At 41.6% G+C, this 13,099-nt stretch carries 15 protein-coding genes and 2 other annotated features; of the genes, 12 read left to right on the top strand and 3 right to left on the bottom strand.

Annotated elements, in window-relative coordinates; all coding sequences use genetic code 11:
• Positions 1 to 99: 99 nt before the first annotated feature.
• A complete protein-coding gene (locus tag ACQKL5_RS07030; RefSeq protein ID WP_427607472.1) occupies positions 100 to 225 on the top strand; it encodes a GapA-binding peptide SR1P in 126 nt (41 codons plus the stop codon).
• Between the two features lie 170 nt (positions 226 to 395).
• Here the strand turns inward: ACQKL5_RS07030 and ACQKL5_RS07035 are convergent, their stop codons facing one another.
• On the bottom strand, positions 396 to 1,853 hold the full coding sequence (locus ACQKL5_RS07035; RefSeq protein ID WP_427607474.1) for an aminotransferase class I/II-fold pyridoxal phosphate-dependent enzyme: 1,458 nt from the start codon (positions 1,851 to 1,853) through the stop codon (positions 396 to 398).
• Between the two features lie 330 nt (positions 1,854 to 2,183).
• On the opposite strand from ACQKL5_RS07035, the gene ACQKL5_RS07040 reads away from it, so the two are divergent.
• The 9 genes from ACQKL5_RS07040 to trpA all read left to right on the top strand — a co-directional run bounded on the left by ACQKL5_RS07040 (position 2,184) and on the right by trpA (position 10,634).
• The gene (locus tag ACQKL5_RS07040; RefSeq protein ID WP_427607475.1) at positions 2,184 to 3,143 is read left to right on the top strand and encodes an NAD(P)H-dependent flavin oxidoreductase; all 960 of its coding nucleotides are present in this window, start codon (positions 2,184 to 2,186) and stop codon (positions 3,141 to 3,143) included.
• Between the two features lie 54 nt (positions 3,144 to 3,197).
• Positions 3,198 to 3,470 carry a UPF0223 family protein gene (locus ACQKL5_RS07045; RefSeq protein WP_427607477.1) on the top strand — a complete coding sequence of 91 codons (273 nt, stop codon included), beginning with the start codon at positions 3,198 to 3,200 and terminating at the stop codon, positions 3,468 to 3,470.
• A 68-nt stretch (positions 3,471 to 3,538) separates the two neighbouring features.
• Positions 3,539 to 3,776, top strand: a binding site (T-box leader).
• A gap of 35 nt (positions 3,777 to 3,811) precedes the next feature.
• Positions 3,812 to 4,051, top strand: a binding site (T-box leader).
• Between the two features lie 144 nt (positions 4,052 to 4,195).
• The gene (gene trpE / locus ACQKL5_RS07050; protein ID WP_427607478.1) at positions 4,196 to 5,590 is read left to right on the top strand and encodes an anthranilate synthase component I; all 1,395 of its coding nucleotides are present in this window, start codon (positions 4,196 to 4,198) and stop codon (positions 5,588 to 5,590) included.
• A complete protein-coding gene (locus tag ACQKL5_RS07055; protein WP_427607479.1) occupies positions 5,587 to 6,192 on the top strand; it encodes an anthranilate synthase component II in 606 nt (201 codons plus the stop codon). Before trpE ends, ACQKL5_RS07055 begins: the two co-directional genes overlap by 4 nt.
• Before the next feature lie 27 nt (positions 6,193 to 6,219).
• Positions 6,220 to 7,242: an anthranilate phosphoribosyltransferase gene (gene trpD, locus ACQKL5_RS07060; protein ID WP_427607481.1), complete on the top strand. Its 1,023-nt coding sequence runs from the start codon at positions 6,220 to 6,222 to the stop codon at positions 7,240 to 7,242.
• The gene (gene trpC, locus ACQKL5_RS07065) at positions 7,243 to 8,019 is read left to right on the top strand and encodes an indole-3-glycerol phosphate synthase TrpC (protein WP_427607483.1); all 777 of its coding nucleotides are present in this window, start codon (positions 7,243 to 7,245) and stop codon (positions 8,017 to 8,019) included.
• An 18-nt stretch (positions 8,020 to 8,037) separates the two neighbouring features.
• Entirely contained in the window at positions 8,038 to 8,652 is a 615-nt protein-coding gene (locus ACQKL5_RS07070) for a phosphoribosylanthranilate isomerase (RefSeq protein WP_427607485.1), read from the top strand.
• Positions 8,653 to 8,656: 4 nt separating this feature from the next.
• On the top strand, positions 8,657 to 9,862 hold the full coding sequence (gene trpB, locus ACQKL5_RS07075) for a tryptophan synthase subunit beta (protein ID WP_427607487.1): 1,206 nt from the start codon (positions 8,657 to 8,659) through the stop codon (positions 9,860 to 9,862).
• On the top strand, positions 9,855 to 10,634 hold the full coding sequence (gene trpA / locus ACQKL5_RS07080; protein WP_427607489.1) for a tryptophan synthase subunit alpha: 780 nt from the start codon (positions 9,855 to 9,857) through the stop codon (positions 10,632 to 10,634). The genes trpB and trpA overlap by 8 nt, the downstream gene beginning before the upstream one ends.
• 97 nt (positions 10,635 to 10,731) lie before the next feature.
• Here the strand turns inward: trpA and ACQKL5_RS07085 are convergent, their stop codons facing one another.
• Positions 10,732 to 11,352 carry a DUF1054 domain-containing protein gene (locus ACQKL5_RS07085; protein WP_427607491.1) on the bottom strand — a complete coding sequence of 207 codons (621 nt, stop codon included), beginning with the start codon at positions 11,350 to 11,352 and terminating at the stop codon, positions 10,732 to 10,734.
• A 202-nt stretch (positions 11,353 to 11,554) separates the two neighbouring features.
• Between ACQKL5_RS07085 and ACQKL5_RS07090 the strand changes: the two genes are divergently transcribed.
• A complete protein-coding gene (locus ACQKL5_RS07090) occupies positions 11,555 to 11,752 on the top strand; it encodes a hypothetical protein (protein WP_402968452.1) in 198 nt (65 codons plus the stop codon).
• 240 nt (positions 11,753 to 11,992) lie between these two features.
• A complete protein-coding gene (locus ACQKL5_RS07095) occupies positions 11,993 to 12,796 on the top strand; it encodes an inositol monophosphatase family protein (RefSeq protein ID WP_427607546.1) in 804 nt (267 codons plus the stop codon).
• Positions 12,797 to 12,903: 107 nt separating this feature from the next.
• Here the strand turns inward: ACQKL5_RS07095 and ACQKL5_RS07100 are convergent, their stop codons facing one another.
• Positions 12,904 to 13,086: a YlaF family protein gene (locus ACQKL5_RS07100; RefSeq protein WP_427607493.1), complete on the bottom strand. Its 183-nt coding sequence runs from the start codon at positions 13,084 to 13,086 to the stop codon at positions 12,904 to 12,906.
• Positions 13,087 to 13,099 lie beyond the last annotated feature (13 nt).

Raw genomic sequence — 13,099 nt, forward strand, 5'->3', positions numbered from 1 at the left:
ACTTTATAGCTTGAAAAATTAAATGTGCTATATTATAATGAATTAAAGCGGTTACATTAATCGTTTCATGCATACAATATAGAGGAAGGGGTTGTAAAAATGGGAACTATCGTTTGTCAAACTTGCAACAGCACGATTGAACATTTTGAAGATGAAAAAGTAAGTGTACTTTATACACATAATCACAACTGCCACAGCTGCGATACGGCTGCCTCTAAGGAATAAAGTAACTAACATAGAATGCTAATAGATTTTGAGGGTGTTCAGTAGTTAACCTGGACACCCTTTTTCCATTGAACCAAGGAATCATCCATTTAAGGGAGTCTTAGAAACGTAGAGGATACACCAACGTGTAAAAACCAGAACGGAAATACGTTCTGGTTTTTACTGTTTTCTTACTTTTTGATAATCCGTAAGTATTTAATTTCAGGATCCTCAGGACCTTGGACGGGTAGGCCTACCTCAATATTTTTCTGGATATACGCAATATTATCTTCCGTGATCAATTCGCCTGGAATGAAAATCGGAATGCCGGGCGGATAAACCATAATGAATTCGGCACTGATTTTACCCACGGATTCCTCGATAGGTACGACTTCGGTTTCTGCATAGAAAGCATCTCTTGGTGATAAAGCAAGAGGAGGTGTATCTGGAAGCAGAACTTCAATTCTTCCATGATCTGCAGCCTGTTCTTTAAATTCTTCTGATAAGTCCTTGAGGGCAGCGATTAACATATCCGCTTCCTCTTTTGAATCTCCTGGCGTTATCAAACAAAGAATATTATACAAGTCAGAAAGTTCCACCTCGATATTATGCTTTTCACGTAACCACTTTTCTACGTCATATCCGGTAATGGCCAATTCTTTAATGGAAATGATCAATTTTGTCGGGTCAAAACTAAAGGCGGCTGGACTTGCTAATATCTCAGCCCCTACGCAATATAAATATGGAATTTCATTGATTGCTGCCCTCGTATATTCTGCAAGCTTGATTGATTCGTCGATCATCTCCCGGCCGATTGTTGCAAGCTGCCTTCTGGCCGTGTCAAGCGAAGCGAGAAGAATATAGGAAGTGGAAGTGGTTGTAAGCATGCTTAAAATTGCCTGGACCCGGTTTGCCGAAACGAGCCCGTCCTTAACATTCAAAACGGAACTGCCCGTCATCGAACCTCCGAGTTTATGTACGCTTGTAGCGGCCATATCGGCGCCAGCCTGCATGGCGGATAGGGGCAGGTCTTCATGAAAATGAATATGGACCCCATGTGCCTCATCAACTAGTACGGGAATTTGGTAGGAATGGGCCGATTCAACTATCCTTTGTAAATCAGCTGAGATGCCGAAATAGGTCGGGTTGATTACGAGCAACCCTTTTGCATCGCTGTGTTCCTTCAGTGTTTTTTCAACGGCTTCTATAGTCACTCCATGGGAGATTCCCAGGTCTTTATCGATTTCGGGATTAATGAAAATGGGAACAGCACCGGAAAATACGATGGCAGACATGACGGATTTATGTACGTTCCTCGGAACGATGATTTTATCCCCCGGCCCGCAGACGGACATGACCATTGTCATGATTGCACCGCTTGTTCCTTGTACGGAAAAGAATGTATGGTCGGCTCCGAAAGCCTCGGCTGCTAAATCCTGAGCTTTTTTTATGATTCCTTTTGGTTGATGAAGGTCATCAAGTGGAGCAATATTGATTAAATCTATTGATAAGGCATTTTCGCCGATGAATTCTCGAAATTCAGCATCCATCCCTTTACCCTTTTTATGTCCAGGAATATGGAATTGAAGCGGATTCTTTTTTGCGTGCTGTAACAAAGATGTGTATAAGGGTGTTTCATTCTGTGACAAATTCTTGTAGCCCCTTTTCAATTTAATAGATAAATAGAATCATTTATCTCAGTATATTATTCTATATGACAACATCTACTAAAATGAGATGCCGCCTATGGATAGTCATAAAACAAAAGAATTATAGCACGTCTAACAATAAATTCCTAGTTATACTTTTTCATCCTAAAATAGAAGTCTAGTGCTATTCGTTCTTAAAATTACGCGTACGAATTTCATGAACGCTTATATGGATTTCCTTACATATTAAACGTTTATCATTTGAATAAATAAATCATATTTGCCATAATGATTTGAATTGCATTGAAGTATGACAGGGGGAAGATGTTCTTGAAATGGAAAACTCGCGTGATCGAATTATTGGGAATACAGTATCCGATTGTGCAAGGAGGCTTGGCGCATCTTGCCTATGCGGATTTGGCTGCAGCGGTTTCAAATGCCGGGGGGTTAGGTCAAGTAACGGCAATGTCGTTGAATGATCCAAATCAATTGGTTCAAGAAATTAGGAAAACGAAAGCAATGACGGACAAGCCTTTTGGCGTCAATTTCGCTATTGGTCAACATGGCAGGCCATATGAACATATGCTTGAGGCAGCGATGAAAGAAGAGATTGCCGTTGTTTCGGTAACGGGTGGAAATCCGGCTCCATTTCTAGAATTCCTTAAAGGTACGCCAGTAAAGAAGCTTGTATTAGTTGCGGCTAAGAGACAGGCGGTCAAAGCCGAACAATTAGGCGCGGATGCTGTGATGGTCGTCGGGCAGGAAGGCGGAGGCCATTTAGGCCGAGATGATATCGGCACTTCCGTACTGATTCCCCAAGTGGTTGATTCTGTGAAAATCCCTGTAATTGCATCAGGGGGTATTGGGGATGGTCGAGGTTTGATGGCTGCTTTGGCTCTTGGTGCTGAAGGAATCGAGATGGGGACAAGATTCATTGCCGTAGAGGAATGCGTACATGCTCATGAAATATATAAAAATGCCTTAGTTTCCGGGACGGAAAAAGATACCGTTGTTATTAAGCGGTCGATTGGTGCGCCTGCCCGTGTCATTTCCAATAGCTGGACAGATAAAATAATTGAAATCGAAAAAGAAAACGGTGGATACGAGCGACTGAAGAACTACATAAGTGGAGAGGCAAACCAGCGGTATATTTATGATGGTATCCAGGATGAAGGCTTTGCTTGGGCAGGACAGGTTATGGGCATGATTCATGATATACCAACGACGGCTGAGCTATTCAATCGGATCATAGGTGAAGCGGAGGCCATTCGTTTTAAATGGGCTGATTGAAAACAGTTTCCCATTCAACAGGTGTTTATAACTAACTAGAAGGAGTGTGTAAACATGGATTATCAATATCCAATGGACCTTGATTGGTCAACAGAGGAAATCGTCGACGTCATTAAGTTTTTTGAAGCGGTCGAGAAGGCTTATGAAAGTAAAATTGAAAAAGAGGCCTTTATGAAAGCATATCGCCGATTTAAGGAAATTGTTCCCGGTAAGGCAGACGAAAAGAGATATACGGACGAATTTGAATCGGTCAGCAAGTATTCAGCTTATCTTGTTGTTAAGAAAGCGAAGACTCTTGAGGATAGCGATTGGATCAAAATGAAATGAAATTTAGATTATTAGAAAACTCCATTGACTTCCTGAAAATTTTGATTTAACATAATAGACAAGAAAAGATAAAGGCAGTGACGGAGAATAGTACCTTAATATTGTTCCGCAGAGAGCCAGTGGTTGCTGAAAACTGGTGAACAAGCTTAAGCGAATGGACTTCCGAGCCCCAAACCGAAACGGATTGACGGAGTAGGCTTTGGCGATTATCTCATCGTTAATGGAGACAGGCATATTATATTATTATGCCGTAAAGTGAGCTATTATAGCTAATTAAGGTGGTACCACGGGTTCCTCGTCCTTTGGATGAGGGCCCTTTTTGCGTTTTTTTAAAATAGATAATTAAATCTACGATTAAGAGTAGTAATCTTCTTTTACTGTCGTCACAGAGAGCCGGATCAGGTGAAAACCGGTACGAGATAAGAAGATGAATGGACTTATGAGTGGTTTCTTGAATGAAGTAGGGAAACCCGGTGACCACCGTTAAAGGGTTTGGCAGGATTGTATCATTTCCTGCTGTGAGAGGGAAAGATGATTGTTTTTTCCAACTTGAGGTGGCACCGCGGTATTCCGTCCTCTGCAAGCACAATATTTGTGTTTGTAGGGGGCTTTTTTTTATATATGTACTGTACCAATTTATTATAAATCTACCTCTGATTCTATTTGGGTAGGAAAAACCAAATGTAAAACATGTAATGAAGCTAAAGACCGGGAGGGGAATTGGAATGAAATCTTTGAATGAAAAAAAGATACTACATTTTAAAATGGAAACCATAGAAGGAGATATACATACACCCATATCGATATTTAGGAAATTGAAGGATAAGAAGAAGTTCTTACTAGAAAGTTCAAATTCACATCATAATAATGGTCGATATTCCTACCTTGGATCAAATCCTTATATGGAGGTCACTTCATTAGCTAATCAAGTTCATGTTAAGAATCCTGTAACGGGAGAGGAGCAAGTTCAGGAGACGAACATCATTGAATTCCTGAAGGACCAACTTTTGGTCGAGCTTGAAGACATACCCGTGAATCTCCCTCCATTTAATGGAGGGGCAATCGGATATCTTGGGTATGATGTCATTCGCTTATATGAAAAGATTGGAGATGTGCCCCCTGATCCGCTTCAAATGCCGGATGCTCATTTTCTTTTCTTTAAGGAATTGTATATATTCGATCACGTCTTACAGAAAATTCATCTTTTGACTGCGGAAGACGATGGCAAAAAAAGCCTGGCAGATATGAAGGAGAGAATTAACCAGCCGAGTAAACCTTCACATGAATTATCGTCAGAATTTTTGGAATTTTACTCGAATTTCAGTCAGGAACAGTTCGAGAAAATGGTGCTTGAAGCAAAGGAGGCCATTGTCGCGGGTGAAGTGTTCCAGATTGTTTTATCACAAAGATTTCAGGCTGATTTTGACGGAGAGCCTTTCGATGCCTATCGTCGTCTTCGCTTGGCCAATCCTTCGCCATATATGTTTTATATAGAGTTTGGAGATTATACCGTTCTCGGTTCCTCACCAGAAAGCTTAATTAGTGTTTCAGCCGGTTTGGTGCATGTTAATCCTATCGCCGGTACTCGTCCAAGAGGAAAGACTGATGAGGAAGATAGAGGGTTGGAAAAAAGCTTGCTGATGGACGAGAAGGAATTGGCTGAACACAGGATGCTTGTTGATTTGGGAAGAAATGATCTGGGGCGGGTATGTGAAATTGGCTCGATTCACCTGACGGAAGAAATGGAAATTCAGAGATATCAGCATGTAATGCATATAGCCTCGAAGATTAGCGGAAAGCTTAAGGAGAAATTTACGAGTTTAGATGCGCTAACGGTCTGTCAGCCTGCTGGCACTGTATCGGGTGCCCCGAAGATACGGGCGATGGAATTGATCAACGGGCTTGAAAACTGTAAGCGAGGTGTCTATTCGGGATCGATTGGATTTATCGGATTTGGAGGCGACTTGGATATGGCACTCGCCATTCGGACGATGATTATTAAGGAGGGGCACGCCTACGTACAGGCCGGGGCGGGAATTGTGTATGACTCGGACCCGAAAACCGAATATGAGGAAACACAGAATAAAGCACGGGCGTTGATGGAGGTGAACAATATATGATTTTGTTGATTGATAATTATGATTCATTTACTTATAACTTGTATCAATATTTAGGTGAAGTTGAAAAAGACTTAATTGTTAAAAGGAATGACGAAATCACGATTGCTGAAATTGAGGTCATGAACCCAAAGGCAATCATCATTTCACCAGGTCCAGGACGACCTGAAGATGCGGGAATGAGTATGGAAATCATTCGGTCCTTTTATAAAAAACTACCTATACTAGGGATTTGTCTTGGTCATCAGGCTATTGGGGCAACATTTGGGGCGAATGTGATTAGAGCCAAGGTGATCATGCATGGAAAAACATCGGTCATAGAACATGATGGAACAGGGGTTTTTGTCAATCAGGCATCACAATTTCCGGTGATGCGGTACCATTCCCTGGTTGTTGAAAGAAAAAGTTTGCCTCCTGAATTACTGGTTACGGCGAATGCCATGGATGATGGAGAAGTTATGGCGTTAAAACATCGGGAATATCCGCTTTATGGGTTGCAATTCCACCCTGAATCAATTGGAACAAAAATTGGTAAGGAACTGTTGCATGAATTTTATAAGATTGCATCTGCATATCAATTAGAGAATGAACAATCCATTTTATAATTTTAAAAACGAGTGGGGGAGTCAGTTGTGAAGGAGTATTTAGTGAAGTTAGCAGAGCGTCAAACATTGACGGAAGATGAGATGAGTAGAGCAGCCCAAGCGTTATTTTCTAAAGATACTACAGAAAGCGAGATTGCGGCTTTCCTTATAGCGTTAAAAGCAAAAGGGGAAACGGCAGGAGAAATCGCAAGTCTGGTCAAGGCCATGCGAAAAGAAGCAAGAAGTGTACAACCGGACTGTTTGAATGTGATGGACAATTGTGGAACGGGAGGAGATGGCTCACAAAGCTTTAATATCAGTACCGCTTCTGCTTTCGTCCTGGCTGGTGCCGGTGTAAAGGTGGCGAAGCATGGAAACCGCAGCATTTCCAGTAAAACGGGCAGTGCGGATGTTTTGGAAGAGCTTGGGGTCAATTTATTCCTTGAACCTGGGATGATGAAAGAACTGCTGGAGGAAAACGGAATCACTTTCTTGTTTGCGCCGTCAGTCCATCCAAATAGTGCCCGGATAATGAAAGTGAGAAAGGATTTGAAAATTCCAACTGTATTTAATTTGTTGGGTCCTTTAACAAATCCTGTCCAGCTCGAGACACAATTATTGGGGATTAATCGTCGGGATATGCTTGAGCTGTTTGGTGAGGTGCTTCACAAACTAGGCAGAAAACGTGCGGTTGTCGTCCATGGAGCCGGATCTATGGATGAAGCAAGTCTGCAAGGAGAAAATTCTCTCGTTCTTTTAGAGGAAGGGGACATCATTCCTTTTACACTTCATCCTGAAGAAGTGAACTTGCCTATCTACGGGAATGAGGAAATACGTGGAGGTAATGCCAAGGAAAATGCGGATATTATGCTACGTATTTTAAAAGGAGAAAAAGGGGCCTATCGAGATACCGTTTTATTGAATGCAGGACTGGGATTATTTGCCCATGGAACGGCGACCACGATTGAAAAGGGCATTACGCTGGCTAGAGAAAGCCTAGACAGTGGATCGGCGTTGGCTAAATTAGAAAATTTAATTGCCTATGGCAACCGAAATAAGGTGGTAATGTAAATGGAAAACATTTTAACGAAAATTATCGAACAGAAAAAAATAGAAATTGCTCGGTTTAAAGAAGCGGGTGTACCTCATAAGGAGATGGTACTTTCCACAAGGCCATCGCTTGTGGAATATTTAAAAACGGCGGCCACCATTTCAATCATTGCTGAAATCAAACGTGCCTCTCCCTCAAAAGGCACGATAAAAATGGATGTTGACCCCATCAATCAGGCCCTTTCTTATGAAAAAGGGGGAGCTGCAGCTATATCTGTGTTGACTGATGAGTCTTTCTTTAAAGGTACAATCGACGATTTAAGAAATGTGAGCCAAATTGTTAAAATCCCTAGGCTATGTAAGGATTTCATCATAGATGAAATCCAAGTTGATCGGGCCTACCAAGCGGGAGCTACTATTATTCTATTAATTGTGGCAGCTCTTTCGAAAGAACGCCTACATGAGTTATATCTTTATGCAAAGAGCAAAGGACTCGAAGTATTAACTGAAGTTCATGATGAAACAGAGTTAAAGCAGGCTTTAGACCTTAAAGCAGAGCTGATTGGGATAAACAATCGAAATTTAAAAACATTCGAAGTGGATCTGGCTGTGACGGAACGTCTTGCGAAACTGCTTGATCCGAAACTTCATATAATCATCAGTGAAAGTGGGATCAAAACGAAAGCGGATGTCCAGCGTGTGCAAAATGCAGGCGCTAGGGGCATATTGGTTGGAGAAACCTTGATGACGGCTACCAACCTTTCAAAGACAATGAATGAACTGCAAGTGAACTTTTAAGTAGCTAAGGAGATAAATATGTTTGTGAAAATTTGCGGGTTAAAAACATTAGTGGATGCTCAATCGGCTGTACGAGAAGGCGCTGATTTCATTGGGTTCATATTTGCAGAAAGTAGCCGGAAAGTTCATCCGGAATTGGTACGCGATATTGGTGGTGAACTTCCAGACCACGTTAAAAAAGTAGGGGTATTTTCTAATCAAACTGAACAAGAAGTGATCAGGATTGCTGAAAAGGCCAGATTGGATTATATACAACTGCACGGAAACGAGCCTGCTAGTTTTGCCAAAAATATGCCGCTTCCGGTTATCAAGGCCTTTGCCATACGTTCAGAGAAGGACCTTGAAAACCTTAGTGATTACCCGGCTGATTATCTGCTGGTCGACCTGCCGAAAGGTTCGTCGGGCAAGGGATTGACGTTGGACTGGAATATGCTCCAAAAAGCCGCCCTTCCGCTTAACAAGGTTTTTCTAGCCGGTGGATTGACCCCGGAAAATGTTGAGGAAGCAATCTCTGTCGTGTCCCCAGTAGGGGTTGACGTTGCAAGCGGTGTGGAGACGAATGGAGTCAAGGATAAAACAAAAGTAGAAGCGTTTATAAGGAAGGTAAAAAATATACCTGGAGGAGAGGATTGAAAAGATGAGTACTTATACACAACCCGATAAAACTGGACATTTTGGTGCATATGGTGGCCGTTTTGTCCCGGAAACCCTGATGGCTGCAATCACGGAACTTGAAGAGGTGTATGAACAATCTAAAAAAGATCCGGAATTTCAAAAACAACTAAACTATTATCTGACACAATATGTCGGCCGTGAAACACCACTTTATTTTGCAGAAAACTTGACGAAACTTGCTGGTGGTGCGGATATCTACTTGAAACGCGAGGATTTGAACCATACCGGTGCCCATAAAATCAATAATACGATTGGGCAGGCATTGTTGACGCAGAAAATGGGCAAGAAAAAGGTCATAGCCGAAACGGGTGCAGGACAACATGGCGTAGCCACGGCGACCGTATGCGCGTTATTGAAGCTCGAATGCATCATCTTTATGGGGGCAGAGGATATTAGAAGGCAGAAATTGAACGTTTTTCGGATGGAACTGTTAGGGGCAAAAGTTGTTTCCGTAACACAAGGTAGCGCCACTCTGAAGGATGCAGTCAACGAAGCGCTAAGGTACTGGGTCGCAAATGTAGAAGACACTCATTACATTATGGGGTCGGTCCTTGGGCCCCATCCGGTTCCAGTTATCGTCCGCGATTATCAAAGTGTCATTGGAAACGAAACGAAGCGTCAGTATGCTGACCAGGTAGGTGGCCTTCCTGATGCAGTGGTCGCTTGTATCGGGGGCGGCAGCAATGCCATGGGGATGTTTTATCCTTTCATTGAAGACGAAAAAGTGAAGTTATATGGAGTAGAAGCAGCAGGTCATGGCCTTCATACACCATTACATGCTTCAAGCTTGACTAAGGGAAGACCTGGTGTACTTCACGGGGCCTTCATGTACGTCCTGCAAAACGAAGACGGACAAATTCAGGAGGCCCATTCTGTCTCGGCGGGATTGGATTATCCTGGGGTAGGACCTGAACACAGTTACCTAAAAGATACAAATCGGGTCTCCTATACTTCGGTTACTGATCAAGAAGCCTTGGATGCGCTCGTGTTGCTTTCTAGGGAAGAAGGGATCATTCCGGCTCTGGAAAGCTCCCATGCAATCTCTTATGGGTTAAAACTAGCCAAAGAAATGGAAAAAGGGACCGGGCTAGTCATTTGCCTCTCAGGTCGTGGCGATAAGGATGTAGAACAGGTCCAATCTATATTGGGGGGCAGCGAACATGAATAAGTTAACAAGGGTGCTACAGGAATGTGAAAACAAAGGAGAAAAAGCATTCATCCCCTATATCATGGCGGGTGATGGCGGGTTGGACCAGTTAAGAAACCAGCTTGTATTCCTAGAAAAAAGTGGGGCGACGGCTGTTGAATTGGGCATTCCATTTTCCGATCCTTCGGCTGATGGACCGGTCATTCAGCAGGCCGGCATCCGTTCATTGGAGAGGGGAACGACTTTAAAGGGAATTCTGAAAAAAGTAACGGAAATCAAAGCAGATGTGAATATCCCGATTATTTTAATGGGATATACAAATTCAATCATGTCATATGGCCTTAAGGAGTTTACAGAAGATTGTCTCCAGGCTGGAATTGCAGCCTGCATCATTCCTGATTTGCCGATTGAAGAAGAAAGGATATTTTCATCCATCAAAGCAGCAGGCATCACCCTGATTCGACTTGTGACCCTCACTTCCTCAAGGGAGAGAATCATGGAGATAACAGCAGGAGCAGAAGGGTTTGTTTATGCCGTGACGGTAAAGGGAATCACCGGAACGCGTGATGCCTTTGGAGGGGAAGTCGGTGAATATCTTAAACAGGTAAAGGAACTTAGTCCTGTTCCGGTACTTGCCGGATTTGGAATTTCCACGCCGGAGCATGTCAGGAATGCGATTCAATCTTGTGACGGGGTCATTGTCGGCAGTAAGGTCATAGAGTGCTTTGAAAATGGGCAAGAGGAACAAATAACCGAACTGATTAGAGCAAGCAAAATAGTGGTGCAAAGATAAAAGTAAGGAGGGCCCATTATGGAAGCCCTCCTTGCCTTCTTATATTTAAGTATTGCACATGTTTTGTAAATTCATCGTCATATTACGACAAATGTGTTTATTTTAATTGATATAAGGGTAAAAGATGTTCAAACGCATCTTGAATGGTTTGAATGAAATCTTCCTTTTTTATTTGAATGGCCTTTTCGCGGGGAATCTGTATACCGCAGAGGATTTCGGCTTTCTTTACCGTTTGCAATCGAGTAAACATGGAACGTAAATCTTCAGAAGAAAGACCTTCATGTGGGATGACTTCAGGTTTTGTATGATCTATTGACCAAACATAGTCAGAAGGAATATTTTCTTTTAACTGGATGACATTTTTCTCGAAATGCTGTCCTATTTCGACCTTATTGGGTGCTTCATAAATGACAGCGTACCAAATAAACAAATGTGTTTCCCATAAACCAATCTGGAAATGGGGCATCATCTTATAGCCCCGGCTATTAGCCGCAAATGCAACCCATGTATCGTTAGGAGGGTTAACTTTCCGTCTAGCATGTTTTGCGACATGAGGAAACATTTCTTCACCAGTCATTATAGAAAGCTGATGTGCAAAATGTTCGCCAAGCATATGAAGCTTGGGTTGAATTTTTTCTTTTAAAGCTTCCATTCTTGGCTCTAATCCATCAATTTTAAATACGTTAAAATCATCAGAAGTGAAAATCGGTACATTCATTTATTATCTCTCCTACCGTAAATATCTGCACATATTGTAGCATAAGTATAAGGTAAATTCGAAAAAAGCGTTTTTCAATCAGAATCTGAATAACATGTTGGGTAAAAACACAAATTAGTTGCTATTTGTCTGTGAAAGACATATGATAAGATAAAAATAAAATCAGAAAATTTAGTTTATTGATGAAGGGAGAATGTTAATTATGAAACAAGTCATGAACCAAGCATTAAAAGCTAAAGAAGTAGAAAAACATAGAGCTGCAGTGTTACGGATGGAAATGGACTATGAATTAGCAACCCTTTTTGAAGCGATAAGTGAAGAAAATGAGCAGAAGAGGTCACAATGCAAGCAGAGGCTAGAACGTATCCGTTTGGAATTGCTAAAGCTTAAAGCATTGTAAATGAGTAGCTGTAGAGATCATTAAGGAGCATACGAATTAAATGAATAATGTAATCAAACATAGATGAACGGACACTTATTTTTTCGGAAAATAAAGTGTCCGTTTTTCAATACATATATTAGTAAATTTTCAAAATGTAATGGTGTAAAGATGTTAAAAACTTGAAGTGTTGGTATGTTTGCATTACTCTATAAATTATCTATTTAATGTAGTTTAGATTACAAAGGACGGGATATTATGATGGCATCGGTCAAAGAAATGGATACATATGCGAAACTTTGGATGAGGCAAGCTGGAGGCAAGCTCAGGGAGTCTTTTGAAACTAAACTGAATATTGAGGAGAAATCGAATCCCAATGACTTGGTAACCAATATGGATAAGGCTATAGAGAGGTTCTTTGTTGACAATATAACGGCGACATTTCCAGGTCACCGCATTTTTGGGGAAGAAGGCATGGGGGATGATATAAAAGATTTAAAGGGGACCGTATGGATCATTGATCCTATCGATGGCACATTGAATTTCATCCATCAACAACGGAATTTTGCAATTTCCCTGGGGGTATTTCAAGATGGCGTTGGGATTATCGGCATGGTCTATGATGTTGTGCATGATGAGTTATACCATACGGTTAAAGGGCATGGAGCATTTATGAATGATCAAAGGCTTGCCCCATTAAACGAAGGCTCAGTCAGTAAATCCATTCTATCCATTAATGCGAGTTGGGTGACGGAAAATCGGCGGATTGATCCAAACCTCCTAGCTCCGCTTGTCCGGGATGTTAGAGGGACGCGTTCATATGGTTCAGCGGCATTGGAACTTGCTTTCGTCGCAGCTGGGCGGCTAGATGCTTATATTACCATGCGTCTTATGCCATGGGACTTTGCCGGAGGCGTTTTGCTTATTGAAGAGGTTGGTGGGGAAGTGAGCAATATAAAAGGAGAAGAACTGGACTTTTTGTTAGGGGGTTCTCTTTTCGTATCCAAGCCGGGTCTTCATAATGAGGTTTTTGAAAGATATTTATCAGGGATCGAGAAAAGATAGCCTTTTTGGAGAAGTAAAATTACTTGTGAAAAAATAATTTAATGGGCATGAAATTTTTGGAATATAAAGTTATAAAAAAAACTCGCTGAAGTCAGCGAGTTTTTTATTTATAACTTTCCTGCTTCACGCAGTTTTTTCTTTTGAGAGAAGCCATACCCCATTATTCCGCATAGTACCACGATTGCAGCAAGAATTCCGAGTATGCTCTTTTCAGCAATAAAGATGCCAATGGAGCCAATACAAATTGTCGCTAGGATCGCTAAAATTAAGAAATTCCATTTAATATTCATTAAAATCACCCCT

It is taken from the genome of Peribacillus sp. NPDC097675 (assembly GCF_050277655.1).
GTDB lineage: Bacteria > Bacillota > Bacilli > Bacillales > DSM-1321 > Peribacillus.

Bases quoted from the DNA above. Each gene is read 5' to 3' on its own strand.
- trpE (WP_427607478.1), top strand. From the start codon at position 4,196: ATGAAATCTTTGAATGAAAAAAAGATACTACATTTTAAAATGGAAACC.
- trpA (WP_427607489.1), top strand. From the start codon at position 9,855: ATGAATAAGTTAACAAGGGTGCTACAGGAATGTGAAAACAAAGGAGAA.
- ACQKL5_RS07055 (WP_427607479.1), top strand. From the start codon at position 5,587: ATGATTTTGTTGATTGATAATTATGATTCATTTACTTATAACTTGTAT.
- trpC (WP_427607483.1), top strand. From the start codon at position 7,243: ATGGAAAACATTTTAACGAAAATTATCGAACAGAAAAAAATAGAAATT.
- ACQKL5_RS07070 (WP_427607485.1), top strand. From the start codon at position 8,038: ATGTTTGTGAAAATTTGCGGGTTAAAAACATTAGTGGATGCTCAATCG.
- ACQKL5_RS07085 (WP_427607491.1), bottom strand. From the start codon at position 11,352: ATGAATGTACCGATTTTCACTTCTGATGATTTTAACGTATTTAAAATT.
- ACQKL5_RS07045 (WP_427607477.1), top strand. From the start codon at position 3,198: ATGGATTATCAATATCCAATGGACCTTGATTGGTCAACAGAGGAAATC.
- ACQKL5_RS07030 (WP_427607472.1), top strand. From the start codon at position 100: ATGGGAACTATCGTTTGTCAAACTTGCAACAGCACGATTGAACATTTT.
- ACQKL5_RS07100 (WP_427607493.1), bottom strand. From the start codon at position 13,086: ATGAATATTAAATGGAATTTCTTAATTTTAGCGATCCTAGCGACAATT.
- trpB (WP_427607487.1), top strand. From the start codon at position 8,657: ATGAGTACTTATACACAACCCGATAAAACTGGACATTTTGGTGCATAT.
- ACQKL5_RS07090 (WP_402968452.1), top strand. From the start codon at position 11,555: ATGAAACAAGTCATGAACCAAGCATTAAAAGCTAAAGAAGTAGAAAAA.
- ACQKL5_RS07095 (WP_427607546.1), top strand. From the start codon at position 11,993: ATGGCATCGGTCAAAGAAATGGATACATATGCGAAACTTTGGATGAGG.